Source organism: Cupriavidus sp. DL-D2 (assembly GCF_039710735.1).
Classification (GTDB): Bacteria; Pseudomonadota; Gammaproteobacteria; order Burkholderiales; family Burkholderiaceae; genus Cupriavidus.
In genome coordinates this window covers 25,640-50,053 of record NZ_JBDKXK010000051.1, presented here as the reverse complement: position 1 = coordinate 50,053, position 24,414 = coordinate 25,640, and the positions used below count along the sequence as shown (strand labels likewise).

Here is a 24,414-nt window from a genome sequence, read left to right as displayed (position 1 = left end):
TACGGGTTATGAATGACATGACATTATGTCATTGCGTGATGAAGGGAATTTCCCGGCTTAACCCGGATGCGGGGCGTGGACGGCGTCCCGGGGCGTGTCTGGTGCAAAGTACTTAATGCTCGCTACGAGAAACTTCATCACGGCGGGGCGGGCATCCGGGCAGCGCGTCCGGTACATTGCCTGCAGGAGATCGGTAAGTCCCTTGGCCGGTTTTCCCATGACCGCCTGGAGCCGAGAGCAATGACGATTGACCGTGTTTGGAAACGTTTTGGCAGTATCTGGATGGGCTGTACGCTGCTGGCGTCCGCGGCGATGGCGCAGACCAGTGCCGAAGATGCCAACAAGAGCAACAACCCGCTCAATCCGTCACCGGCGTTCAATCTCCAGAACTACTACACGCCGCGCCTGTACGGCAGCGGCGCGCACACAAACGACTTCCTGTTGCGAGGCACGCTTCCTGTAGCGCCGAACAGCCTGATTGGCGCGCCACAGATCATTCGTCCCACGGTGCCGATCAGCACCCGTCCCAAGGGCGACGGCACCTATGAAACCGGACTCGGCGATATCAACCTGTTCGACATTTTCCTGCTGCGCGCGCAGGGGCTCGAACTTGGCGTAGGACCGCTGCTGACGATTCCGACGGCCACCGATCCGAGCCTGGGCACCGGCAAGTGGCAGGCCGGGCTGGCCGGCGTGGTGGTGGATGCCAAGCCCGCGCGACTGCTGGGCATGCTGTTGCAATGGCAGCACTCGTTCGCGGGCCAGAGCAGCCGCCCCACCGTGCAAACGCTGACGGCACAGCCATTCATGATTTTCAATCTGCCGCAGGGCTGGTACATCCGGTCGACCGGCACCTGGACCTTCGACTTGCAGCGCAGCACCTACTACATCCCGGTGGGCCTCGGCGCGGGAAAGGCATGGAAGGAAGGCAAGACGATCTTCAATGCCTTTGTCGAACCGCAGTATTCGATACTGCATGACGGCACGGGTATCCCGCAGTGGACCGTATTCGCCGGCCTTAACATGACGTTCGGCAAATGACGCCCCGCCATGCGGTACTGGCCGTAGCGGCGGCGGCTTGCATGGGAGGACCCGTGGCATGGGCGCAGTCCGAGCCCGCCGCGGCAGCGGAGCCGGTTTCCAAGCCCAGGCTGTCGTTCTTCGATCCCGAGGACGGCATGCTCGACATGAGCGATTTCCTGCTCCATCACAAGGGTGCGCTACCCGTCCCGACGATCATTACCGAGCCGGCCGTCGGCTATGGCTTCGGGCTTGGCCTGGCGTTCTTCTCGCAGTCGATGGCCGAGGCGGCAGCCGAGGGCAAGGCCACGGGCAAGGGGCCCGCGCCGCCCAACATCACGGTCGTTGGCGGTGCATATACGGAGAACGGTACGTGGGCGGGTGGCCTGGCGCACTTCCACACGTGGGATGGGGACCGCATCCGCTATCTCGGTGCCATCGGGAAGGCGAATGCCAATCTCGAGTATTTCGGGCAGAACAACCAGCCTCGCGCCTATGAACTGGACGGCTTCCTGCTGGTGCAGCAGTTACTGTTCCGGCTGGGCGATTCGCGCTGGTACATCGGTCCGCGCTATGTCTATGCCGATACCTCTGCCACGTTCAAGTTCGGGGGCAATGCGGCGGAACTCGGTTCGTTCGACAAGAACCAGCGCATCGGCAAGGGCGGTCTGGTAATCGACTACGACTCGCGCGACAACATCTTCTTTCCGAACAAGGGCAGCTACGCCGAGATCGAGGCGCAGTTTGCACGTGGCGGGTTCGGTAGCACGCAGAGCTTCAACATGTTCAACGCGCGCGGTTTTACGTGGTTACCGCTGGCGCGCACGTGGATTCTCGGCCTGCGCGCCGATACGAAGTTCTCATCCGGTGACGTGCCTTTCTACGCCCAGCCATACGTAGACCTGCGCGGCGTGCAGAAGGGGCGCTACCAGGACCGCAACGCACTGGCTGCCGAGGTGGAATTGCGCTGGGACGTGACGCCGCGCTGGTCGGTGCTGGCCTTTACGGGCACCGGCAAGGCATACGGACGCTGGCACGATTTCTCCGACGCCAGCACGGTGTTCAGCGTGGGCGGAGGCTTCCGCTACATGATCGCGCGCAAGCTTGGGCTCTCGATGGGTATCGACGTGGCCCACAGCAAGGACCAGAACGCCTTCTATATCCAGGTGGGCAGCGCGTGGCATTGATACATGCCACGCAACCCACCCTTGATCCTTAAGACACGGCCGGGAAATCCAGCGTCGTGTCGTTGACGCGATTGATCATGTTCGTGAACAGGATCGCACTGATAGCCTGGATTGCCTCGACGATCTGGGTATCGCTGTAGCCCGCGGCACGAACGGCCTCGACTGAAGCAGCCGGTACCGTGCCGCTTGTGCTGACCAGTTCCACCGCAAAGCGCGTCAGCGCGTCGATCTTCGCATCTTCCGGATAGCTGCCACGGCGCAACTGTTGCGTTTGCTCGACGCTATAGCCGGCCATCTTCGTCGCGGTCAGCGTGTGGGCGGCCAGGCAATAGTCACAGCCGCTATGTTCGCTCACGGCCAGGTTGATGGCCTCCAGTTCCTTGCCAGATAGACTGCCTTGCTTCAGCGTGGCATTGGTCTGCAGCGCCTGAGCCAGCACGGCCGGGGCGTTGCTGCCGATCGTGGCATAGGCGTTGGGCACCTTGCCGACGGCGCGGCGGATGGCCCCGAAAAGTTCGGCGGTCTGGCCGGAAGCGTCGGCGACGGGGAGGGTGTGAAGGCGTGTGGTCATGATCGGTTTCCTTTCTGAGTGTCTGGTTCGGTAGTGCTCGGACGGTTGTGTCGTTGCCCTTGGAAACCATGGTAGATGCCGCCGTGATCCGTATGGATTAGAATCGGATCAGTTTTTTGCTCGATCGGATCATGGACAGTCTCAGCGAACTTGTGCGCCTGCTGGCACCTTCCGGCACGGTGGATCTGCATTGCCGCGTGGCCGGGGCTTGGTCGGCCTTTCACGACCAGGCCCCGCCGGGCCACGTGCCGTATCACGTGATCCTGCACGGACGCGCCGAGGTGATGGTCGGACGCCAGCAGTTGCACGTGGCGGCCGGCGATGTCCTGCTCTTTCCGCGTGGCGGGGCGCATACCGTATCTGGCATGCATGCGGGCACGCGCCGTGCCGAACCGTCGCGCCACTTCAACGGCGTGGTCACAGAGGTGGTGGTGCCCGGCAACGCCGCACCGCTGGACATCCTGTGCGGCACCTTCGTGTTGGGACGTACTGCCAGCGTGCTGCTGGGCGCGATGCCCGAGGTGCTGCGCGTTCAGACCGCCGGGGCCGGCGACGAGGCCGATAGCGAGCGCCACGGCTGGCTGCGCGGGCTGATCGGCATGATGCATGAAGAGGCCGAGCGGCCGGGGCCCGGCAGCGCGGCCATCGTGGCCAGCCTCTCGAATGCAATGTTTACGGTACTACTGCGTGTGCTGACGGCCGGGGGGCAGGTATCGGCTGGCGTGCTTGGACTCATGGCAGATCCGCGCACGGCTCGGGCCGTGGACGCAGTGGTGCGCGACCCCGCGCACCCCTGGACCGTCGACGGACTGGCGGCCACGTGCCATGTGTCGCGCGCCACGCTGCTGCGGCGCTTTGCCCACGCGGGCTTTACACCGCTGGAACTGGTGAGCGCCTTGCGCATGGAACGTGCGGCGCGCTTGCTTGCGGAAGGCGCGATGTCGGTGTCCGCCGTGGCGGGAGCGTGCGGCTATGTCTCGCAGGCTGCGTTCGGACGGGTGTTCGCGCAGCATTTCGGCGAGCGGCCAAGTGACTACCGGCGCCGGCATCGCGACGCGCGCGGCCACACCATTGAGGAAAGCGCCGCATGACCACGCGCAAAGCTACCGCACGCGCCACCCCGCGTGCCCAGGACAACTGGGACGACTATCGCTACTTCCTGGCCGTGGCGCGGTCGGGAACGTTGTCGGCTGCGGCCGAACAACTCGGCACGGAACACACCACTGTCGCGCGGCATATCCATGCGTTGGAGGGTGTGCTCAATGCGCGCCTGTTCCACAAGAGCCATGTGGGTTATGCGCTGACGGCGGCCGGGGAGCGGTTGCTGACCACGGCGGAAGCCATCGAGAGCGCCTTGCTGGCATCGAAGGCTGCGGCGGCGGGCGAGCAGGACATCGCCGGGACGGTCCGGATTGGTGCACCCGATGGCTTCGGCAGTATGTTCCTAGCGCCGCGCATCCATCTGCTGACCGAACAGCATCCGAGGCTGGAAATCGAGATTTTCGCGGCCGCGCGGCTGTTCAGCCTCACGCGTCGGGAAGCCGATATCGCCATCGGTCTCGCGGGTGCCGATCACCTGCGCGTGGCCTCCCGACGCCTGACTGACTATCGGATGTTCGTCTATGGCACGAAGTCGTACCTGAAGCGGGCGCCTCGTATTCGAACCAAGACCGATCTGCTGCAGCATCCGTTCATCGGTTACGTGGAGGAACACCTGTTCTCGCCCGAACTGAGCTTCGCCGGAACCATTGGCGTGGACTACAACGCCCGGGTGCGCAGCACGAACCTGCTGACGCAGGTACATGCGACGCTTGCGGGCCATGGCCTGTGCATCCTCCCAGCCTACGTCGCCGCCGCATTTCCCACGCTGGAAGCGGTGTTGCCGGACGAGGTAGAGGTCACGCGCACCTTTCACATGCATGTCCATGAGGATCACTGGAAGGCCGCGCACGTACGCGCCGTCGCCGCATTCATCGCCGAGCAGGTGGATGCGCATGTCTCGCTGTTTCTGGACGGCGCCTAGCTGGTAGGTTGTGCATATTTGCACAACCAATGCGGAGTATCGGTCTGTCGTTGTGCGGAAATTATGCGAATAATCGCCGTCATCGCCCCCGATTTCTTGTTGCCGTGTCCGTTACCAACGCCGTTTCCCCTGCCGCATCGTCCCTTTCCGAAGCCCGCAAGCACCGCCTGCCGAGAGTCGCCGCGCAGGTTGGCGCCTTGCTGGCCCTCTGGTGGGCGGCGGACTGGCTGACGCGCACGCTGGGCTGGTCCATTTCGCCCGGCGTGCTGGGCCTGCTGGCTGTGCTGGCACTGTTGCTCTCGGGCAAGGCCCCGGTGGGTTGGGTCAAGGATGGCGCGGACTGGATGCTCGGTGAACTCGTGCTGTTCTTCATCCCGTGCGTGGTGGCCGTGGTCAACTACGTGCCGCTGTTCCGCGCCGAGGGCGTCCAGCTCACGATTGCCGTGGTGGCGGGCACGGTGCTGGTGATGGCCGCCACCGCGCTGGCCGTCCACGCGGGATGCCGGCTCGAACGCCGCATCGCGGCATGGCGCGGCAAGGGTGTCACCGAAGGCGAGGGCGAGTAAGCCATGGCCTCGTTCTTCTGCCTGGTGTGGACGATTGCGCTGTACTTCGCCATCAAACCGTTTCATCGTCGCCTGCCGCGTTTCTGGCTGTCGCCAGCCATCGTGGTGCCGGCGCTGACCATTGCGCTGCTGCTGGCCGCTGATATTCCATACGCCGCCTATGTGGCCGATACCCGCTGGATGGTCTGGCTGCTGGGCCCGGCCACCATCGCGTTTGCCGTACCGATCTACGAGCATCGCGCCATCGTGCGCCGCCACTGGCTGGCGCTGGCGATCGGCGTCGTGGTCGGCACGCTTGTGGCATTGGTCAGCGCGCGACTGCTGGCCGAGGCCTTTCATTTCAGCAATGAGGTGTCGAGCAGCCTGATGGCGCGCTCGGTCTCCACGCCGTTCGCCGTGGCCGTGGTGTCGCACACGGGCGGCTCGGCCGATCTGGTGTCGCTGTTCACGGTCATGACCGGGCTGGTGGGCATGATGGTGGGAGATGCCGTGCTGGCGTTGCTGCGGTTGCGCTCGCCAGTGGCGCAGGGTGCATCGCTCGGGGCGGCCGCGCACGGCTTTGGCACGGCACGTGCTCGGCAACGTCATACGGAGGAGGGTGTCGTGGCCAGTCTCACGATGGTCCTGGCCGGCGTGCTGATGGTGGTGGCCGGGCCCACGCTGACTGGCTGGGTGATTGCCGTGGTGGGCTAAGCGGCGCGCTGGCGGCGCATGCTGCACTCGCGCATGGCCGATGCCACGGGCTTCGTCCCGCGGACTAGACTTCCTCAACGCGTGACACGTGACTCTTGCGGGAGGAAGTTGCCATGGCAGCACGTTCCATTGCCTCGCTATCGATCAGTTTTGGCCTGGTGTCGATCCCGGTGAGGGTCTTCTCGGCCACCGAGACCAAATCCGCCGTGAGCTTCAACCTGCTGCACAAGGGGTGCGGATCGCGGTTGCGCCAGCAGTACATCTGCCTCAAGGAAGACGTGGTGGTGGATCGCTCCGAGATGGTCAAGGGTTACGAATTCGAGAAAGACCGATACGTAACCTTTACGCCGGATGAGTTGAAGGCGCTGGAAGATGCGGCGGCGCAGACCATCGATATCGTGTCGTTCATGCCACTTGGTGCCATCGATCCCATCTACTTCGACAAAGCCTATTACCTCGGGCCTGACAAGCGCGGCGCCAAACCCTACAACCTGCTGGCGGAAGCCATGCGGGAGACCGGCACCTGTGCGTTGGCCAAGTGGGCATGGAAGGGCAAGCAGTACATGGTGCAGATCCGGGTGGGTGCCGATGGCCTGATCCTGCAGCAATTGCTCTATGCGGACGAGGTGCGCGACATGAGCGACCTCAACGTCGAACACACGGACGTGAATGCGGCGGAACTGAAGCTGGCGTTGCAGTTGATCGAACAGAACGCCGTGGAGGGCTACGATGCGGCGGCTTATACCGACGAGGAAAAGCAGCGCATCCTCGACCAGATCGACAAGAAGATCGCCGGGAAGAAGATTACCGTTGCCGCCGAAACGCCAGCCTCCACAGGTGGCGAGGTCATCGACCTGATGGAAGCCTTGCGCAAGAGCATCGGAGCCAACAAGCGGCAACCGGCGGCGCAGGCGTCGGCAAAGACCACTGGCAAGGCCGCGCCAAAGCCGGCGGCCAAGGTGGCCGCCAAGACTGAAGCTGCCGCAGCGCCTGCGCGAAAGACCGCACGGCGCGCCGCCGCGCCAACACCGGTCGAGGCGCCCAGGCGCGCGGCACGCAAATAGGGAGCGCCGGCCACGATGCAAGCCTATTCGATGCGCGATGTGCAGGCGTTGCTTGGCATCTCGCGCACGGTTATTTCCGCCTTGATGACTGCCGGCGTGGTGGCGCCCCGGCGCGGCGCGCGGCACGAGTATCGGTTCAGTTTTCAGGATGTAGTGCTGCTGCGCACCGCGCAATCGCTACGCGAGGCGGGCATTCCCACGCGCCAGATCACGCGTTCGCTGCGGCGGCTGCAGGGACTTGGCGAGGGCCGTCCGCCTACCGGGTTGCGTGTGACCGCTGTCGGCGGCGACGTGACGGTGCAAGATCGGCAGGGCCGCTGGCATGTGGATTCGGGGCAGTTCGTGCTGGATCTCGACGCGCTCAGCGAAACCGCGCGGGCCGATGTGCTCGACTTGCACCGGGCTGCACGGCCGTCACGGTCCGGTCCGTCCGACGAAGACCCGGCCACGTGGTTCGATCGCGCGGTGGCGCTGGAACGGGTGGATCGCCCGCAGGCCGAGGCCGCCTATCTGCGCGCCGTATCGGCTGCGCCCGATTATCTCGATGCCTGGCTCAACCTGGGCTGCCTGCTTTGCGACCAGGAACGCTTCGAGGAAGCCGCCAGCCGGTATCGCGAGGCGCTGGCGCACCTGCCGGACCAGCCGCTGCTGCATTTCAATCTAGGGGTGGCGCTCGAGGACCTCGGCGCATTGCGCGCGGCGCTGGATAGCTATCACGCCTGCATCGACCTCGCCCCCGACTTTGCCGATGCGCACTACAACGCGGCCCGGCTGCATGAGGAACTGGGCGATCCGCATCGCGCGATTCGCCACTACAACCAGTATCGGCGTCTGGAGCCCGTGGATTGATCCACGGGCGCCGGCATATCAGGACACCGCACCCTGCCAGAGCAGCGCACCGTTCAGGAACAGGATGACGGCGGCGCAGCCCCATGCGGCCATCAGAGGCAAGCCGCGAACGCGCCACGCTCCCATCAGGTCGCGGCTCGATCCAAACCAGATCAGCGGCACCACCGCCAGCGGCAGCGTCAGACTCAGCACCACCTGGCTGGCCACCAGCAGGCTGGCCGAACCATGTTCGCCGAACGCAGACACGGCGAGCAGCGCGGGCACGATCGCCACGGCCCGCGTCAGCAGCGCGCGGCGCATGCGCGACATCTTGAGATTCAGGAACCCTTCCATTACCGCCTGACCGGCCAGCGTGCCGGTCAGCGTGGAGTTCAAGCCGCAGGCCAGCAACGCCACGGCGAACAGCAGGCTCGCCATGTCGGAGTGGAGCAGCGGGGCGAGAAGACGATGCGCATCGGCGAGATCCTCGACGTCCGTCAGCCCGTTGGCGTGGAACACCGAGGCCGCCAGGATCAGCAGCGCCGCATTGATCAGGAAGGCGAAGCTCAGCGACCCGAAGGTGTCGAGGTTCATGCCGCTCAGGATCTCGGCCAGCGAACGCCGACGCTCGCGGCGCCCCCCCGGTGGCGGCGTGAACCGGCGCACCAGCGAGGAATGCAGAAACAGGTTGTGCGGCATCACCGTGGCGCCGACGATACCGGCCGCGAGCCAGAGCATGCCCGCGTCACGCACTAGTTGCGAGGACGGCGCCATGCCGCCGAGCACCGCTGCCCACTCGGGCTGCGCCATCGCCAGTTGCGCGACAAAGCACAGTGCCACCAGAAGGATCAGGCTGGCGACCATGCTCTCCATGGTGCGCTGCCCGTAGCGCTGGACCGCCAGCATCAGGATGGTCACCACGGCAGCAATGAGCACGCCTACCCACAGCTTGACGTGGAACAGCAACTGCAATGCCACGGCACTGCCGACGATTTCGGCTACGTCGCAGGCAATGATCGCGATCTCGCTGGCCACCCACAGCGCTACCGTCACAGGCCGGGGGAACCGGTCACGGCAAAGCTGCGCCAGATCCCGCCCGGTCACCACGCCCACGCGCGCGGCAATCCACTGCAGCAGCATCGCCATCACGCTCGCGACGGCAATGACGATCAGGAGGCTGTAACCATACTTGGCGCCACCGGCGATAGCCGTGGCCCAGTTGCCAGGATCCATGTACCCGACCGCCACGAGCGCGCCAGCACCCACGAACGCAAGTCGCGAACGCCGGGGTGGCGGGGCGGTGGGCTGGAGGACGGCGGAGTCGGTCGGGGGCGGCATGGCGAGGTATTCCAGGGCGGGGATACGGGACGATCCCCATGCAGCATTCTATGACCTTATTGAGAATAGTTCCCAATTGTATTTGCGCATTTGCGCAATAGATGTCGCAAAAGCCGTTCCGGACACACAAGTTCACATATCCGCAGGAGTTGGACACGTTTAGCAAGGCGTCTTCGATACACAGTTACGGCAACCACACTTCCTATCTATACGTAATTAACGTACATTATGCATGCCACATTCGTTGAGTTGCCGGCGTTCGAACGCCACCGCGAAACCTATCTGGACGACGATGGCTTTCGTCTTCTTCAGGCGGCGCTGATTCTGAACCCCATTGGCGGCGAAGTGATTCGGGGCACCAATGGACTCCGGAAGGTGCGCTACATCGATCCGCGACGACAAAAAGGCAAGCGCGGAGGGTTGCGGGTCATTTACTACTACTGGCGAGGCGGCCCGCAGTTCTGGCTCTTCACAATATATGACAAGGACGGACAGGCTGATCTGACGCCTGCCCAGACAGAGCAATTGAGGTTGTTCCTGGAACGGGAACAGAGCAAAAGGAGAGGTATATGACCCGCGACATTTTTGCGGAACTTGTCGAAGGCTTCGACGCACTGGAAGCGGAGCGCGAGGGCAAGACAACGCTTCGCACTCACAAGGTTCGATTGGCGGACCTCCATGACATCGACGGCAAGGACCTAGTTGAAATTCGCCAGCAATTCGGCATGTCGCGGCCAGTTTTCGCCATGTATCTGAGGACTAACGCTCGCACGCTCGAAAATTGGGAGCAGGGCCGGGCCAAGCCCAATGCGCAGGCGACGGTGCTGATCAAGCTGGTTCAGAAGTACCCGGAAACGCTGGAGAAGCTTGCCTCACTTGTCTGAGCGGCAATCGGAGTTGCAACGCTGCCGCAGTAGCGCCTATCGACCTGCCGACCACCCACTCCCGCCCGTCCTTCCAGCCAGCTTGACCGGTCCGCAACAGGCGCAATTGCCGCCGTGCGAGGATGAGGTGCCTTCTGCGGCACCGCCGGAAAGTGATGGGGCGGCTACCAACGCGCGGGGGGCCACCTCGCCGCAGCCTGGGCACACGGCGGGTACGTCGCGGCTGGCAATCGGGCGAAGTTGCGAGAAATCACCGCATTTGTCACATCGGTAGTCGTAGGTGGGCATCGCATTTCCGGAGTTTCGGTGTACAGCGCTAGCTTAGATCAGGTTGAGGTGGCCGCGGTGATTCCCAGCGCTTTCCTACGCCATATGGATGGGGCTTGCCAGGTGCAAGACGGGTTCCATCAACGAATGGAACGCTGCGAATCCCTATAATCGCGCGCATGGACAAGAATCTCGACAAGCGTTTTGGCTTTCTGGTGGCGGACGTAGGCCGTCTGTCAGGCAAGCGGTTCGACGAACTCTCGCGCGCCACGCTCGATCTGACCCGTGCCCAGTACCGGGTGATCGCCAATCTATCGTTCCACGGCGAGATGAATCAGGCCGCCCTGGCCGACTTGATGGAGGTGGCGCCGATTTCGGCAGGGCGGCTGCTGGATCGTATGGAAGAGGGCGGCTGGATTGCGCGCCGGCCCAATCCGCAGGATCGGCGCGAGCGCATGGTCGATATCACCGAGAAGGCTGGTCAGGCCCTGGACGCGGCGCGCGCGGTGGGAGATCTGGTTACCAGCGAGGCCCTGAGCGGTTTCAGCGCGGAAGAGGCCGAGCGCTTCATCGGCTTTCTGCAGCGGGCGCGCGCCAACCTGCTGAAGCCGCAGCAGAACTAGTTCTCCGGGAACACGATGACGACAGTCAGGCCGCCGCCGTGCGTCTCGGACAGCGATATGGATGCACGGTGCAGCCGCACGATTTCGCGCACGATGGAAAGCCCCAATCCATTGCCTTCGCGGCTGGCGCTTGCCTGCCCGCGATAGAACCGCTTGAAGACGTCCCCGCGCTCGCTGGCGGATACACCGGGACCGTTGTCTTCCACGATCAGGCGCCTGCCCTCCACGCGGACGGTCACCACGGCGCCGGGGCCCGCATAGCGGATTGCGTTGTCGATCAGGTTGCCGAGCATCTCCTGGAGCAGATGGGTCTGTCCTTCGATCCGCGTGACGCTGGCCGCTTCGGTGTCGTGGCCTTCGAATCCGATATCGATACCGTCGCGCCGGGCCACCGGCACCCAATCAAGCACCACGTTTCGAGCGAGCGCATCAAGCTGCAGCGGCGTCAGGTCGGGAGCATAACCACTATCGTTTTCAAGGCGGGACAACGAGAGCAACTGCGCCACCTCTCGCGCCGCATGCTGCACCGATCCGTGCAGCCGCGCCACATGAGCGTGAACATTGGCGGGAGCGGATTCGCGCAGGGCCAGTTCCGCTTCGGCCTGGATGATGGCCAGCGGCGTCTTGAGCTGGTGCGCGGCATCGGCAAAGAATCGCTTCCGCCCGGCAATCATCCGGTGCAGCCGGGCCACGTACTGGTTCACGGCGGCCACCAACGGGCGGATATCGTCGGGCAATGCGGTATCGTCGAGCGGCTGCAGATCGTCGGGACCACGTGCGGCCATGGCCTGAGTTAACCGATGCAAGGGTCGCAATCCGCGCCCCACGGCAAACCAGACAATGACCAGCGCCAGCGTGACGAGCACCAGTTCCTGCAGCAGCGATCCGACGAGGATGTCATGGGCAAGGTGCTGCCGGGCCTCGGTGGATTCACCCACCAGCACCCACACCATGCGCGTGCGTGCCGATCGCACATCGTGCAGAGGAATCGGCGTGGCGGCCATGCGCAAGGGCGTGTTCTGGTAGACCGCGTCGTAGAAGTGCGTGCGATAGAGCGTACGGTTCGGCCGGGGTGGCATCGGCAGGCCGTCGTAGCCGGTGATCGTCTTACCGTCGGCATCGCGGACCTGGTAGTACACCCGTGAACCTTGCTCGGCGTCGAAGACCTCCAGCGCAAGGTAGGGCACCTCCACTTCCACACGCCCATCGCGCAGGGCGATGCCCTCGCGCATGGCTTTGAGCGAAGCGGCGAGCGTGCGGTCGAATGCCTGATCCGCCGCGGCGGATGCGCGCCGATCCGTCAGCCATGCATCGAGCGCCAGCAGCAGCACCAGCGGCAGCAATAGCCAGAGCGTCAGTTGCAGCCGGAGGCTGCCGGTCTTCATCGTGGATGGGGCGCGTCCTGCGCGTCGGTCTGCCGGGATGCGTCCTGTGCCTGCGCTTCGAGCCGATATCCCAGGCCGCGCAGCGTGACGATGCTGACGCCGCTGCCTTCGAGTTTCTTGCGCAGCCGATAGACATAGATCTCGATGGCGTCCGGATTGACCGATTCGTCGATCCCGAAGATCTTTTCCGAAAGCGCTGCCTTGTTGAGTGCGCGGCCATCGCGCAGCATCAGCACTTCGAGCACGGCCCGTTCGCGGCCCGTCAGCGACAGCAGTGCACCATGCAGCGTGAACGCGCCGCTGACACTGTCGAAGTGCAGCGGCCCGCACGACAGACCCGTACGGTCGTGACCATGACTGCGCCGGATCAACGCACGCGCACGGGCTTCGAGTTCGGTCAGCGCGAAGGGCTTGGCGAGGTAATCATCCGCGCCCAGGTCCAGGCCCCGCACGCGATCCTCCACGGTGCCGTGGGCTGTCAGGATCAGCACAGGCAGCGGGTTGCGGCGCTGCCGCAGCCGACGCAGCACTTCCAGACCATCCATGCGCGGCATGCCGATATCGAGAATGGCAAGCGCGTAGTCTTGCGTGGTCAACAGATGATCCGCGCTGGCGCCGTCGTGCATGCAATCGACCGTGAAGCCGCTCTGGCTCAGCGATGCCACCAGTGACTCGGCCAGTTTCAGATTGTCTTCGGCAAGCAGGATACGCATGGGTTAACAGCGGGGCAGGGGATTGGGGCAAACGGTGCGCGTGGATAGATACCTGTTACGCGCGGCCCTCGCCAGTTAGGGAAACTCCCAGTCGTGTTGCCTGAACCACGCGCAAAAATGCCAGCCGCTTTGAAAGCGAAGTGAAAGTGCGCGCCTTCTACCATCCGCTCCCGATCACACAAGAACGACGAGGAGACTGGCATGAAACGGAAGGTGGCGGCGGTGGCCGCAATGGGTTCGCTGGCAGGCGTGGTGGTGTCGGGCAATGCAGCGGCGCAATCGAGTGTGACACTCTACGGGCTCGTGGATACGGGTATCGAATACGTGAGCAACGCCGGCCCCAACGGCAACTCGACCGTCAAGATGACGTCGGGCGGCAAGAACACGTCGCGCTGGGGCCTGCGCGGCAGCGAGGACCTGGGTGGCGGGATGAAGGCGATCTTCGCGCTGGAATCGGGCATCGCCGTGGATACCGGCAAGCTCGATACCGACAACACGCTGTTCGATCGCCGGGCATGGGTGGGCATTGAGGACAAGACGCTGGGCAGCATCCGTATGGGCCGCGACTTCACGACGACCTACGATTTCATGCTGCCGTTCGACCCGATGGGCTACGCACCGAGCTATTCGTGGGCCACGTCGTCGACGGCCACGGGTGGCCGCAAGGACGGCATGTTCTCGCGCTCCGCCAACATCGTGCGTTACGATGGCAAGTTCGGTCCCGTCAAGGTGGGGGGCACGATGTCGTTCGGCGAAGTGCCGGGCAGCTTCAAGTCTTCCTCGAAATACGACCTCGGCCTGGGCTACAACGCGGGCAAGTTCGCGGCTGCACTGACATGGGATCGCCAGATGGGCGCGGGCACGAGCACTACGCCAACTGACAATGTGGACTACGTGCAGGGCATCCATGCCGGTGCCAGCTACGACTTTGGGGCCTTATCGGTCTACGCGGGATATCGCAACTATCGCAAGACGTTCACGACGTCGGCGTCCAAGCAACTTAGCGATCTGTACTGGGTGGGTGCCGCGTATGACTTCACGCCGGCCTTCACGCTAATCGGCGCGGTCTACAAGCAGAACATCAAGGGCGATACGGATGGCGATCCGATCCTGTTCTCGGTGCGCGCCCAGTACAACTTTTCGAAGCGCACGGCGGCCTATCTGTCGGGCGGCTATGCACGCGCACGCAATGGGCAGAACGTCAGCGTGTCTCGTGACTTTGTGGGCTACGGCAGCAATCAGGTCGGTGTGATCGCGGGTCTGCAACACCGCTTCTGAGTCGATTCCAACCGCTTCGGAAACTCGACACTTTCGAGGCTTTGGGCTGCCGTGGTGGGTGGTCCCCCGGCGATGCCAGTGCTGGCATCGCCGGTTTTTCTATGCGCTTTCGCAGATTCACTGCGCGCCCGTGACGCGCCAGATGATATTGCCGACATCATCGGCCACCAGCAGGCCACCGCGCGTATCCACGGCCACACCAACGGGGCGCCCTTGCGCGTCGCCGTCATCGGTGAGAAAACCGGTCAGTACATCGAATGGCGCGCCCGTGGGGCGGCCCTGATCGAACGGCACGAAGATCACCTTGTAACCCGCGCGCGGCTTGCGATTCCACGAGCCGTGCTGGCTGACAAACATCCCATCGTGGAATCTCGCAGGCAGGCTGTTGCCCGAGGCACCGGTCATGCCAATCGATGCCGTGTGCGAACCTACGGCGTAATCCGGCACGATGGCCTTTGCCACCATATCCGGAGCAGGCGGTTTCACGCGTTCGTCCACATGCTGGCCGTAGTAGCTGAACGGCCATCCATAGAAGCCGCCATCGCGTACCGAGGTGATGTAGTCCGGCACGAGGTCGCTGCCGATCTCGTCGCGTTCATTGACCGAAGTCCACAGCATCTTCGTGGCCGGCTCCCATGCCATACCGTTTGGATTGCGCAGGCCGCTGGCGTAGATGCGATGCTGTCCGGACTGTCGATCGACTTCCCAGATGGCGGCTCGACCCCCTTCCTTGTCGAGTCCGTTCTCGCCAACGTTGCTGTTGGAACCCACCGTCACATAGAGTTTGCTGCCGTCCGCGCTGGCGATGACGTTCTTGGTCCAGTGGTGATTCAGCGGACCACCGGGCAGATCCACGAGCTTCGTGCCCGCATCCGTGATGTTGGTCTGTCCCGGTGAGTACGGGAATCGCACCACTGCATCGGTATTGGCCACGTAGAAATCGTTGCCGACGAGCACCATGCCGAACGGCGAATTCAGATCCTTGAGGAAGACGCTGCGCTGGTCTGCCACGCCATCGCCATCGGTATCGCGCAGCAGCGTGATGCGGTTGGCGCTCGGCGTTACGGCACCGGCACGCTTCATCACCTGCTTCATGACCCAGCCGCGAATGCCCTTGCTGTCATCGGGCTTGGGCGGCGCGTTGGTCTCGGCCACGAGCACGTCGCCGTTGGGCAGCACGTAGACCCAGCGGGGATGGTCGAGCTTGTCTGCGAAGGCGGCCACGCGCATGCCATCGGCGGCTACGGGCATCTTGCCGTTTTCCCACCCCTTGGCGGGGGCAACGTGGACGGTGGGGATGGTGGTCTGGTTCGGTGCAGGCAGCTTGGGCGCGGGACCAAAGCCGGCCGCTTCGGGCAGCTTGGCCGATTCGCCGCAGCCGCTCAGCAACACGAGCGTGGCCACGACGGCGAACATCGTGGCCATGGGATAGATCATGAAGGGGCGAACCATGGAGGGCTCCAGGAGGCGGTGTCGTGCAGAACTACCTGAAGCATAGGAATGTGCGCTCGGCTTGTATGTCAGCGGCGCTGCAAGCTGATGTCCGCTGCCGTCTGACTACCCCAGCATCCCGTGGCGCTGATGCCATTCGCGCAGCGATTCCTTGGGAAACTTTCTGAAATGGCGGTGACCTTTGCCGCGCGGCACATCGACCCACTCTGGTGCGTCATCCAGCATGATCTCGACGGTTTCCGGTGGTTTCGGCAGCGGCGTATCGATGGCGCTGGCATAGGGATGGACGAGTTCGGGCCAGCGCGGGTCCCACAGCCACAGCGGCGTGCCGCATTGCTTGCAGAAGTAGCGATACGCCTTTGAGTGATGGGGCGATTTACCCGGCTCGCGCATCACCGCATGAAAGTGGGCAACGTGCTTTTGCCCGCTAACGCGTAGCGTTTCGGCATCGCCGCCGATATTGATGCCGTAGCCCGCGCTGCCGCCAGTCTTGCGGCAGATCGAGCAATGGCAATGCATGAATGGCGACGGTGAATCCGACTCAAGCGAGAACTGCACGACGCCGCATTGGCACGAACCTTCGAGATGCATGATGACTCCGATATCGAGGTGGCAATGCATCACAGTGTGGGTGACCGGCCCCCTCGTTTCAAGCACTTGACGCAAGGATTGGCCACGGTAACCCGGCAAAAACTGTGGCGTTGTCAGGCGTTGTCTGTCAGTGCGCGCGAGTTTTTGTAAGGGATTGTTTGAATGCGGCACGCGACACACCAGATGGCTTCTAAACTTGGGCAAACGGTGCGGCAACGCTCCGTTTTCGTTTCAGGTTCCAGGTTCTTTCGATAACAACATTGAGAGGTCTCTTATGTCCAAGACTCGAATCATTCGCAACACCTCGCTGGTTGGTGCCCTGGTTGCAGGGTTGATGTCGGCGACCGCATTCGCGCAGACCACGACCGCTCCCGCCAACACCACGAGCGCAGTGCCGCCGGGCACGGTGCAGATCCAGCCGCCGAAGGACCCGCTGGTGGAGCGCCGCGAAGCGCGCAAGGCCGCCAATGACCAGTACAAGGCGGAGAAGGCAGCAGCCAAGAGCACGTACAAGCAGGACGTGAGCGCCGCCAAGGGCGAACAGAAGGACGCCAAGAAGGCGGCCAACGAAGCGGCGAAGGCGGAATTGCAGCAGGGGACGAAGCAGTAACGCCTCGCATGCTTGCGGCATCCTCCCCTCTCCCGCGTTGCGGGAGAGGGGTCGGGGGAGAGGGCATGGAGCTTCAAATAGCGACTTGTCTGTCGTTGAAGCCGCTGGCCCTCTCCCCCAGCCCCTCTCCCGCGCGCGGGAGAGGGGAGCAAAACCGTCGATGCGTTATATGAGCCGCGCCCCCGGCCAGGCCCCCGACATCACCGTCTTCCTCACAGACTGCCGCACCGTCTGCATCACATCCCACAACTCAGCAACCGCCGGACGATTGCGTGCCGTTGCCACGGCCACCTGGCGCGTGACCACCGGATCGACCAGTCGTGCCGAATGCAGCCGACCCTGCGCCACGCGATCCGCTACAGCTGCGAAAGGCAGCAGCGTCGCGCCGCAGCCGTCTTCCACAAGCCGCATCGACACCGCGTTCGACGCATCGCATTCCATCGCCACGTTCAATGTCGTCCCGGCGCGCGTAGCCAATGCTTCAGCCAGCATGCGAAGGCCACTGGTCGTGCTCGGCAGGATCAGCGGCACTTCGCCCAGGCGTCGGGCCTGAAACGTGGGGCCGACGTGGCTCCATGATGCAGGCGTGACCAGCGTCAGGTCTTCTTCCAGCAGCACATCGACCTTCAGCGCGCCCTGTTGCTCGGGCAGGTAGAGCAGGGCAACGTCGATTTCACCGGCTGCGAGCCAGGACAGGATCGGCGAGGCCAACCCTTCCACAAAGCGCAACTTCGTTGCCGGATAGCGTTCCTTGAGTGCGGTGCCGATGGACGCAAACGCGGTGTTGGCGATGGTCGGCTGCGCGGCGATGACCAGTTGCGTGGGCCCTTGCGCGGAAGATGCCCGCACCGCGGAGCGTGCTTCGGACAGCGTGGTGGCCACCTGCCGCGCGTAGCCCAGCAGCGTGGCGCCAGCTTCGGTCAGTACCACGCCGCGCCCGCTGCGATGAAACAGCCGCGTGTCGAGCGCAGCTTCGAGCCGCGTGATCTGACGGCTCACGGTGGACTGGTCGGCGCCCAGTTCCAGCGCAGCGCGCGAGATGCTCTGCGTGTTGGCCACGCAGACGAAGCACGCCAGGTCGTCGGAATTGAGCGCGGACATCAGGCCGAAGTTGTCGAAACAGGCGGTTTGTCGCCGATGGCGAACGACGACAGGTGCTCGATCGCCTTGACCAGTCCCGAGTGATCCCACGCCGCACCGCCCTGGGCTACGCACACGTTGAACAGTTGCTGCGTCGATGCCGTGTTCGGCATGCCCAGACCCAGCGCCTTGGCCGTGGACAGCGCCAGGTTCAGGTCCTTCTGGTGCAGCTCGATGCGGAAGCCCGGATTGAACGTGCGCTTGATCATCCGCTCGCCGTGAACTTCGAGGATCTTCGAGCTGGCAAAGCCGCCCATCAGCGCCTCGCGCACGCGCGCCGGATCGGCGCCGGCCTTGGCGGCCAGCACCAACGCCTCACTCACGGCCTCGATGGTCAGCGCGACGATCACCTGGTTGGCAACCTTCGCCACCTGTCCGTCGCCAACATTGCCCACCAGCGTGATGTTCTTGCCCATCAGTTGCAGCAGCGGCAGGACCTTGTCGAACACGGCCTGTTTGCCGCCGGCCATGATCGACAGCGTGGCGGCCTTCGCGCCCACTTCACCACCCGAGACCGGCGCGTCTACGTAGTCGCAGCCCAAGGCTTCGATCTTCTTTGCGAACTCGCGCGTCTCGATGGGCGAGATCGAGCTCATATCGACCACGATCTTGCCCTTGGCGAGACCCGCTGCCACGCCGTTGTCTTCAAACAGCACGCGCGCCACGTCCGGTGTATCGGGCAGCATCAGGAAGGTGACTTCCGCTTGCTTTGCCACGTCGGTAGCGCTCGCGCACGACTGCATGCCTGCGTCAAGCAGTTCCTGCGGCACGCCGCTGCGCGTGTGCGCGTAAACAGTGTGGCCGCCGGCCTGAAGGTGTTGCGCCATGGGCTTGCCCATCACGCCCAGTCCGATGAATCCGATCTTGCTCATGATTGATGTCCGGTTGCTACAAGTTCTGTCAGGAAGGAAAGCGCTCGCGCAGCGCGCGGGCCGCGTCACGCAGCAGCACGTGGTCGATACCCACGGCCACGAAGTGCGCGCCCATGTCGAGGTAGCGTTTCGCGTCGGCCTCCACCGGCGTCAGCGTGCCGATGGCCTTGCCCGCGCGATTCGCTGCATCGTAAATCTGTTTTACGGCGGCCTGCACATCGGGGTGGTTCGGATTGCCGAGATGACCGTATGCCGCGGCCAGGTCGTTCGGACCGATGAAGATGCCGTCCACGCCGGGCTCGGCGCAGATTGCTTCCACGGCTTCCACGCCCTTGCGGCTTTCGATCTGTACGAGCACGCAGATGTTGTCGTTGATCGTCTTGAAGAAGTCGGGCAACGTGCCGTAGCGGTTCTGCCGCTGCGCACCGGAGACACCGCGAATGCCATCGGGGGGATAACGCGTGGCTTGCACCGCGCGGCGCGCTTCCTCGGCGGATTCCACGAACGGAATCAGGAAGTTGTAGAAGCCGATGTCGAGCAGCCGCTTGATCGCTACCGGATCATTCCACGGCGGGCGCACCACCGGCGCGCTGGTGCTGTCCTTGAGCGCCATCAGTTGCGGCGCGAAGGTCAGCACATCATTGGGCGAGTGCTCGCCATCGAGCAGAATCCAGTCGAAGCCGGCCAGACCGACAATCTCGCTGGTGGTGGCTTGCCCGAGCGAACTCCATAGTCCGATCAGGCGCTTGCGCGCGAGCATGTCGGCGCGGAAGCGGTTGGGCAGCGGATGAAGCTGGGGCAGGTGAGGGGTGGCAGTCATGTTGGAAAACTCCTGATCAGTCTGCGGCCAGCGCCGACAGCGGGCCCGGGGATTTGCCGCGCGATTGCAGCACGCGTGCCGCGGCATCGTCGAGTTGCGCGAGCGTGCCGCTATCCACGGGGATGAATTCGGCGCGGGCGCGGCGCCACGCGCGCTCGGGATCGCCGGGCAATTTGATGTCGTCATTGCCGGGTTGCAGGCGCGAGGCCTTCATCCATTCGACGAACGATTCGACTTCATGGCCGAACGAGGTGCTGCTACCCATCCGCGCGGGATCGAACACGATGGCCAGCATGTTGTTCCACACCGCGTGTTCGTGCGTGAGCGTTTCCGGGCGGATCGTGTGGCCGCCCGTCACGGCGGCGCCGAGCAGTTCGCACATCACCGCAAGGACATGACCCTTGTGCTCGCCAAACGTACGCAGCGCGCCCTGCGGCGTACCGGGCTGCGGGAACATCACGGCGGGGTTGTCGGTGGGGTGCCCGTGCGGATCCATGAGGCTGCCCGGCGGCACCGGCACCCCCTTGTTGTTGGCCACGCGTACCTTGCCGAGTGCGATGGCGCTCGTCGCGAAGTCGAGCACCAGCGGCGGCTGGCCCGCCACGGGCACGCCAATCGTGAACGGATTGGTGCCGAAGCGCGCATCGTAGCCGCCATGCGGAGCGACGATCGGCTTGGACAGCACGTTGACGAAGTGGATCGAGATCATGCCGGCTGCCGTGGCCTGCTCGGCCCAATGGCCCACACGTCCCAGATGGTGCGAGCGGCGCAGGCCCAGCACGCAGACGCCGTGCTCCTTGGCGCGCTCGATCCCCATGCGCATGGCCTCTTCGGTCACCGCCTGGCCCATGCCGCGATTGCCGTCGAGGCTCAGGATGCCACCGGACTCATGCACCACGCTGACCTGCTGGTTCAACTGGAGTTGGTCCGCCTGCCATGACATCACGTACTTGGGGATCATTCCCACGCCGTGCGAATCGTGGCCGGAGAGGTTGGCGCCGACGAGGTGATCGGCGGTCAGCGCCGCCTCGCGCGCGTCGGAACCCGCCGCCAGCCAGAGATCGACCACCCACTGATGCAGGCCAGCAGTCGGGATTCGATGTTCACTCATGCATTACTCCAGGTGGATATTGGCGACCTTGATCAGGTTGGCCCACTTGGCCACCTCGGCTTTCTGGAAGGCGGACAATTCTGCGGGGCCGGCGCCCGAAGGCTCCACGCCCATCGAGGCCAGCTTGGCACGCACGTCCGGCTGGCGGATGATCTTGCCGATTTCGGCGGAGAGCTTGTTGACCACCGGCGCGGGCGTACCGGCCGGTGCGAAGATCGCCTGCCACGACACGATCTCGTAGCCGTTCAGGCCCGATTCGGCCATTGTCGGCACATCGGGCAACTCGGCAGCGCGCTTGCCGCCAGTGGTGGCCAATGCCCGGAACTTGCCAGACTGGATCATCGGAATCGCGGCGAGGCTGTTTTCGAAGACGAGATCCACCTGGCTGCCGAGTAGCGCCTGCACGGCCTGGCTGCTGCCCTTGTACGGCACGTGCGTCATGCGCAGGCCGGCCATGTTGGCGAACAGTTCGGCGGCCAGATGCTGCGAGGTGCCGTTGCCCGACGAGCCAAAGTTGATCGAGCCGGGCTTGGCCTTGGCGGCGGCAATCACGTCCTGCACGCTCTTCCATGGGCTGCTGCTGTTGACCACCAGCACGTTTGGCAGCGTGCCGATCAGCGTGATGGGCTGGAAATTCTTGACCGGGTCATACGGCATCTTCGGATACAGGCTCGTATTGATGGCATGCGAGCTGATGGTGCCACCCAGGATCGTGTAGCCGTCGGCAGGCGCCTTGGCGACATAGTCCGAGCCGATGTTGCCACCCGCGCCTGCGCGATTCTCCACCACCACGGACTGGCCCAGTGTCTGCGAGAGCTTCTGGCCGATCAGGCGACCCAGCAGGTCGGTGGTGCCGCCGGCTGCGAAGGGCACGACATAGGTGATGGGCTTGGACGGATAGTGGTCGGCCGCATGCGTGCCGGTCTGGGCGCCGGCATGGCCGGCCACGGCCATGCATCCGGTACAAAGCACGGCCAGCACGGGCCGCATGGCGCGTTGGGTCAAAAGCATAGGTTGTCTCCTGTTCACGGAACGTTTCGGGGTCTTCATCCCGGTTCGGCGTTTCCTTTTATGTCGTTCTGCCTGCCGGTTTCCGGGACGGAGCAGCGGCGCAGAACCGGGCGCCTTGTACGGCGCCTCGCCTGTCAATCTACACGGACACCCGCCGTGCGGCCTTGCAAAAAACGCATAACAGAAATGCACGATAGACCGCGCGGCCTTGGGCGTCAAACGGAACAATTGCAGACATTCACGAAGCCTCTTTACTGGATTTCGCCATGACAACTGCAACCCCCTCGGCCCGCTCCGGCGGTCATGTACTGGTCGACCAACTGCGCATTCACGGCACCGAGCGCATCTTCTGCGTGCCCGGCGAGAGCTTTCTCGACGTGCTGGACGCGCTCCATGACGAGTCGTCCATCGACCTGGTGGTCTGCAAGCACGAGGGCGCGGCGGCGAATATGGCCGAGGCGGATGGCAAGCTGACCGGCCGCCCGGGCATCTGCTTTGCCACACGCGGGCCGGGTGCCACGCACGCCAGCATCGGCGTGCATATCGCCGCGCAGGACTCCACGCCGATGATCCTGTTCGTCGGCCAGATCGCGCGCCAGTACAAGGGCCGGGAAGCCTTCCAGGAGGTGGACTATGCCGCCGTGTTCGGCTCGATGGCCAAGTGGGCCGCCGAGATCGACGACCCCGCGCGCATTCCGGAAATGGTGGCACGCGCCTTCCAGGTCGCCACATCGGGCCGGCCCGGCCCCGTGGTGCTGGCGCTGCCGGAAGACGTGCTCGACGGCATGGTGGAATGCGCCGATGCCGCGCCGTATCGTGCGGTTGCTGCTTCCCCGGCTGCAGCCGATGCCAAGGCGCTGACCGCCGCATTGGCCGAAGCAAAACGTCCGCTGGTGATCGCGGGCGGAGCGAACTGGACGGACGCCGCCGTGCGCGACTTCGCCGCGTTCGTGAACGCGTGGGATCTGCCAGTGGCCTGTGCCTTCCGCCGTCAGGACGTGATCGACAATCGCGACCCGCACTACGTGGGCCACCTGAGCCTCGGTGTCAGCCCCAAGCTGGCGGAGCGCGTGAAGACCGCCGATCTGATCGTGGCTTTCGGTACGCGGCTGGGCGATATCGCGACCGATAGCTACACGCTTCTGGATGCGCCGCGGCCGAAGCAGAAGCTGGTTCACATCCATGCCGATAGCTTCGAACTCGGCCGCGTCTATCAGGCCGCGCTGCCCATCCATGCCGGCGTGGAAGCGGGTGCCGCGATGCTGGCGGCACTGCAGGCCCCGGCTGCCAAGCCGTGGAAGGACTGGACCACGGGTGCGCGGGCCGAGCACGAGGCATTTGTCACACCACCCAAACCGCACGCCGAACTGACGGGCGTGGATCTGGGGGCCGCGATGGCGCATCTGAACCAGGTGTTGCCGGAAGACGCGATGCTATCGAATGGCGCCGGTAACTACACGGTCTGGCTGCATCGCTTCTACGCGTACAAGCGGCCCCGTACCGAGCTTGCCTCGACTTGTGGTGCGATGGGGTATGGCTTGCCGGCTGGTATCGCCGCCAAGTTGCGCCATCCGGAAAAGACCGTGGTCTGCTTCGCGGGCGACGGCTGCTTCCTGATGTATCCGCAGGAAATTGCTACGGCCGCCGCGCATGGCGCCAACCTGATCACGATCGTGGTGAACAACCGCATGTACGGCACGATCCGCATGCATCAGGAAAAGCGCTACCCGGGTCGGCAGAGCGGCACGGCTATCGTCAATCCGGATTTTGTGGAGATGGCGCGCAGTTGCGGTGCATGGGCCGAACGCGTGGAGCGGACCGAGGATTTCGCGGCGGCCTTCGAACGCGCCATGAAGGCGGGCAAGCCGGCCGTTCTGGAACTGGTGACGGACCCGCTGCAGATCACGCCGGCCATGCGGGTGACGGAGTTGCCGCTGCGCTGATCCCAGACGCTTTTAGTTTGAATTATGGGAATCCAATAATTATTGGATTCCCATGGTTTCATCTAAAGAGAAATCGTTCTCAAAAAAGTGATGTCTGCGCGGGTTCGGGTGTACCCAGGATCTGGCGAATCTGGGCCAGATACCGATCCCCGACGGCCCGATGGGTCTTCCGGGCTTCCTCCAGAAAGACACGCCGTGCAGGTGGCCGGATGTTCAGCATCCGGCAGATCGTGGAAAGATAGGGCTTCCTGCCATCTCCGGCAGCGCGACGGGCCGCAGAGGCGAGGGCGGCATCGCCGATGCGCCCGCGCAGCCAGACCAGGATCTGGCGGTCATATTCGTTCTGCACACGGATCAGATGTTCCATCTGTAGACTCCGAAATCTCCGATTACTGTTCATTCATACAGTACCTGTAAATATATA

General features: G+C 64.0%; 27 protein-coding genes. 14 read left to right on the top strand and 13 right to left on the bottom strand.

Translation table 11 applies throughout. The features are described 5' to 3' along the window. The first annotated feature begins 240 nt into the window (after positions 1 to 240). Both ABDB81_RS22480 and ABDB81_RS22475 read left to right on the top strand, forming a co-directional pair. Entirely contained in the window at positions 241 to 1,041 is an 801-nt protein-coding gene (locus ABDB81_RS22480; RefSeq protein WP_249359641.1) for a hypothetical protein, read from the top strand. After that, on the top strand, positions 1,038 to 2,207 hold the full coding sequence (locus ABDB81_RS22475) for a BamA/TamA family outer membrane protein (RefSeq protein WP_137927481.1): 1,170 nt from the start codon (positions 1,038 to 1,040) through the stop codon (positions 2,205 to 2,207). Before ABDB81_RS22480 ends, ABDB81_RS22475 begins: the two co-directional genes overlap by 4 nt. A 28-nt stretch (positions 2,208 to 2,235) precedes the next feature. On the opposite strand, the gene ABDB81_RS22470 is transcribed toward ABDB81_RS22475, so the two are convergent. Next, the gene (locus ABDB81_RS22470; RefSeq protein ID WP_346813631.1) at positions 2,236 to 2,778 is read right to left on the bottom strand and encodes a carboxymuconolactone decarboxylase family protein; all 543 of its coding nucleotides are present in this window, start codon (positions 2,776 to 2,778) and stop codon (positions 2,236 to 2,238) included. Positions 2,779 to 2,909: 131 nt separating this feature from the next. Here ABDB81_RS22470 and ABDB81_RS22465 point away from each other — a divergent pair, with 131 nt between their 5' ends. From ABDB81_RS22465 to ABDB81_RS22440, 6 genes are all read left to right on the top strand, one after another. Continuing rightward, positions 2,910 to 3,869 carry an AraC family transcriptional regulator gene (locus ABDB81_RS22465; protein WP_346813630.1) on the top strand — a complete coding sequence of 320 codons (960 nt, stop codon included), beginning with the start codon at positions 2,910 to 2,912 and terminating at the stop codon, positions 3,867 to 3,869. Continuing rightward, positions 3,866 to 4,801: a LysR family transcriptional regulator gene (locus ABDB81_RS22460; protein ID WP_346813629.1), complete on the top strand. Its 936-nt coding sequence runs from the start codon at positions 3,866 to 3,868 to the stop codon at positions 4,799 to 4,801. Before ABDB81_RS22465 ends, ABDB81_RS22460 begins: the two co-directional genes overlap by 4 nt. 104 nt (positions 4,802 to 4,905) lie before the next feature. Next, entirely contained in the window at positions 4,906 to 5,367 is a 462-nt protein-coding gene (locus ABDB81_RS22455; RefSeq protein WP_346813628.1) for a CidA/LrgA family protein, read from the top strand. A 3-nt stretch (positions 5,368 to 5,370) separates the two neighbouring features. After that, positions 5,371 to 6,060, top strand: coding sequence for an LrgB family protein (locus ABDB81_RS22450; protein WP_137927476.1), 690 nt, complete (start codon positions 5,371 to 5,373; stop codon positions 6,058 to 6,060). A 113-nt stretch (positions 6,061 to 6,173) separates the two neighbouring features. Continuing rightward, positions 6,174 to 7,124 carry a Ku protein gene (locus ABDB81_RS22445; RefSeq protein ID WP_160472463.1) on the top strand — a complete coding sequence of 317 codons (951 nt, stop codon included), beginning with the start codon at positions 6,174 to 6,176 and terminating at the stop codon, positions 7,122 to 7,124. A gap of 15 nt (positions 7,125 to 7,139) precedes the next feature. Further along, positions 7,140 to 7,973, top strand: a complete 834-nt coding sequence (locus ABDB81_RS22440; RefSeq protein WP_137927474.1) for a tetratricopeptide repeat protein — start codon at positions 7,140 to 7,142, stop codon at positions 7,971 to 7,973. Positions 7,974 to 7,991: 18 nt separating this feature from the next. Here ABDB81_RS22440 and ABDB81_RS22435 read toward each other — a convergent pair whose 3' ends face one another. Next, the gene (locus ABDB81_RS22435; protein ID WP_346813627.1) at positions 7,992 to 9,290 is read right to left on the bottom strand and encodes an Nramp family divalent metal transporter; all 1,299 of its coding nucleotides are present in this window, start codon (positions 9,288 to 9,290) and stop codon (positions 7,992 to 7,994) included. A 228-nt stretch (positions 9,291 to 9,518) separates the two neighbouring features. Here ABDB81_RS22435 and ABDB81_RS22430 point away from each other — a divergent pair, with 228 nt between their 5' ends. Further along, entirely contained in the window at positions 9,519 to 9,863 is a 345-nt protein-coding gene (locus tag ABDB81_RS22430) for a toxin (protein WP_137927472.1), read from the top strand. After that, positions 9,860 to 10,174, top strand: coding sequence for a transcriptional regulator (locus ABDB81_RS22425; protein WP_346813626.1), 315 nt, complete (start codon positions 9,860 to 9,862; stop codon positions 10,172 to 10,174). The genes ABDB81_RS22430 and ABDB81_RS22425 overlap by 4 nt, the downstream gene beginning before the upstream one ends. A 36-nt stretch (positions 10,175 to 10,210) precedes the next feature. Here ABDB81_RS22425 and ABDB81_RS22420 read toward each other — a convergent pair whose 3' ends face one another. Further along, the gene (locus ABDB81_RS22420; protein ID WP_137927470.1) at positions 10,211 to 10,462 is read right to left on the bottom strand and encodes a zinc ribbon domain-containing protein; all 252 of its coding nucleotides are present in this window, start codon (positions 10,460 to 10,462) and stop codon (positions 10,211 to 10,213) included. A 158-nt stretch (positions 10,463 to 10,620) separates the two neighbouring features. On the opposite strand from ABDB81_RS22420, the gene ABDB81_RS22415 reads away from it, so the two are divergent. Then, a complete protein-coding gene (locus ABDB81_RS22415; protein WP_160472458.1) occupies positions 10,621 to 11,064 on the top strand; it encodes a MarR family transcriptional regulator in 444 nt (147 codons plus the stop codon). Here the strand turns inward: ABDB81_RS22415 and ABDB81_RS22410 are convergent. Then, complete coding sequence (locus ABDB81_RS22410) at positions 11,061 to 12,449, bottom strand: sensor histidine kinase N-terminal domain-containing protein (protein WP_346813625.1); 1,389 nt, start codon at positions 12,447 to 12,449, stop codon at positions 11,061 to 11,063. The two genes, ABDB81_RS22415 and ABDB81_RS22410, sit on opposite strands and share 4 nt — an antisense overlap. Then, entirely contained in the window at positions 12,446 to 13,162 is a 717-nt protein-coding gene (locus tag ABDB81_RS22405) for a response regulator (RefSeq protein ID WP_137927934.1), read from the bottom strand. Before ABDB81_RS22405 ends, ABDB81_RS22410 begins: the two co-directional genes overlap by 4 nt. A 201-nt stretch (positions 13,163 to 13,363) precedes the next feature. Here ABDB81_RS22405 and ABDB81_RS22400 point away from each other — a divergent pair, with 201 nt between their 5' ends. Beyond that, positions 13,364 to 14,440, top strand: coding sequence for a porin (locus ABDB81_RS22400; protein ID WP_346813624.1), 1,077 nt, complete (start codon positions 13,364 to 13,366; stop codon positions 14,438 to 14,440). A 117-nt stretch (positions 14,441 to 14,557) separates the two neighbouring features. On the opposite strand, the gene ABDB81_RS22395 is transcribed toward ABDB81_RS22400, so the two are convergent. Both ABDB81_RS22395 and ABDB81_RS22390 read right to left on the bottom strand, forming a co-directional pair. Next, positions 14,558 to 15,877 (bottom strand): sorbosone dehydrogenase family protein, encoded by a 1,320-nt coding sequence (locus tag ABDB81_RS22395; protein WP_346813637.1) that lies wholly within the window; start codon positions 15,875 to 15,877, stop codon positions 14,558 to 14,560. A gap of 120 nt (positions 15,878 to 15,997) precedes the next feature. Beyond that, entirely contained in the window at positions 15,998 to 16,483 is a 486-nt protein-coding gene (locus ABDB81_RS22390; protein WP_346813636.1) for a GFA family protein, read from the bottom strand. 274 nt (positions 16,484 to 16,757) lie between these two features. On the opposite strand from ABDB81_RS22390, the gene ABDB81_RS22385 reads away from it, so the two are divergent. Then, the gene (locus tag ABDB81_RS22385) at positions 16,758 to 17,093 is read left to right on the top strand and encodes a hypothetical protein (protein ID WP_137927932.1); all 336 of its coding nucleotides are present in this window, start codon (positions 16,758 to 16,760) and stop codon (positions 17,091 to 17,093) included. Between the two features lie 165 nt (positions 17,094 to 17,258). On the opposite strand, the gene ABDB81_RS22380 is transcribed toward ABDB81_RS22385, so the two are convergent. The 5 genes from ABDB81_RS22380 to ABDB81_RS22360 are packed head-to-tail and all read right to left on the bottom strand — an operon-like array spanning position 17,259 to position 22,047. After that, positions 17,259 to 18,194 (bottom strand): LysR substrate-binding domain-containing protein, encoded by a 936-nt coding sequence (locus ABDB81_RS22380; protein ID WP_137927931.1) that lies wholly within the window; start codon positions 18,192 to 18,194, stop codon positions 17,259 to 17,261. Further along, positions 18,194 to 19,105: a 2-hydroxy-3-oxopropionate reductase gene (locus ABDB81_RS22375; RefSeq protein ID WP_346813623.1), complete on the bottom strand. Its 912-nt coding sequence runs from the start codon at positions 19,103 to 19,105 to the stop codon at positions 18,194 to 18,196. The genes ABDB81_RS22380 and ABDB81_RS22375 overlap by 1 nt, the downstream gene beginning before the upstream one ends. Positions 19,106 to 19,133: 28 nt before the next feature. Then, the gene (gene garL, locus ABDB81_RS22370; RefSeq protein ID WP_137927929.1) at positions 19,134 to 19,925 is read right to left on the bottom strand and encodes a 2-dehydro-3-deoxyglucarate aldolase; all 792 of its coding nucleotides are present in this window, start codon (positions 19,923 to 19,925) and stop codon (positions 19,134 to 19,136) included. A gap of 16 nt (positions 19,926 to 19,941) precedes the next feature. After that, positions 19,942 to 21,036 (bottom strand): malate/lactate/ureidoglycolate dehydrogenase, encoded by a 1,095-nt coding sequence (locus ABDB81_RS22365; RefSeq protein WP_160472449.1) that lies wholly within the window; start codon positions 21,034 to 21,036, stop codon positions 19,942 to 19,944. A gap of 3 nt (positions 21,037 to 21,039) precedes the next feature. Then, complete coding sequence (locus ABDB81_RS22360; protein ID WP_160472448.1) at positions 21,040 to 22,047, bottom strand: tripartite tricarboxylate transporter substrate binding protein; 1,008 nt, start codon at positions 22,045 to 22,047, stop codon at positions 21,040 to 21,042. A 266-nt stretch (positions 22,048 to 22,313) separates the two neighbouring features. Here ABDB81_RS22360 and ABDB81_RS22355 point away from each other — a divergent pair, with 266 nt between their 5' ends. Further along, positions 22,314 to 23,990, top strand: coding sequence for a thiamine pyrophosphate-binding protein (locus tag ABDB81_RS22355; RefSeq protein ID WP_346813622.1), 1,677 nt, complete (start codon positions 22,314 to 22,316; stop codon positions 23,988 to 23,990). Positions 23,991 to 24,069: 79 nt separating this feature from the next. Here ABDB81_RS22355 and ABDB81_RS22350 read toward each other — a convergent pair whose 3' ends face one another. Further along, on the bottom strand, positions 24,070 to 24,357 hold the full coding sequence (locus ABDB81_RS22350; protein ID WP_137927925.1) for a hypothetical protein: 288 nt from the start codon (positions 24,355 to 24,357) through the stop codon (positions 24,070 to 24,072). Positions 24,358 to 24,414 lie beyond the last annotated feature (57 nt).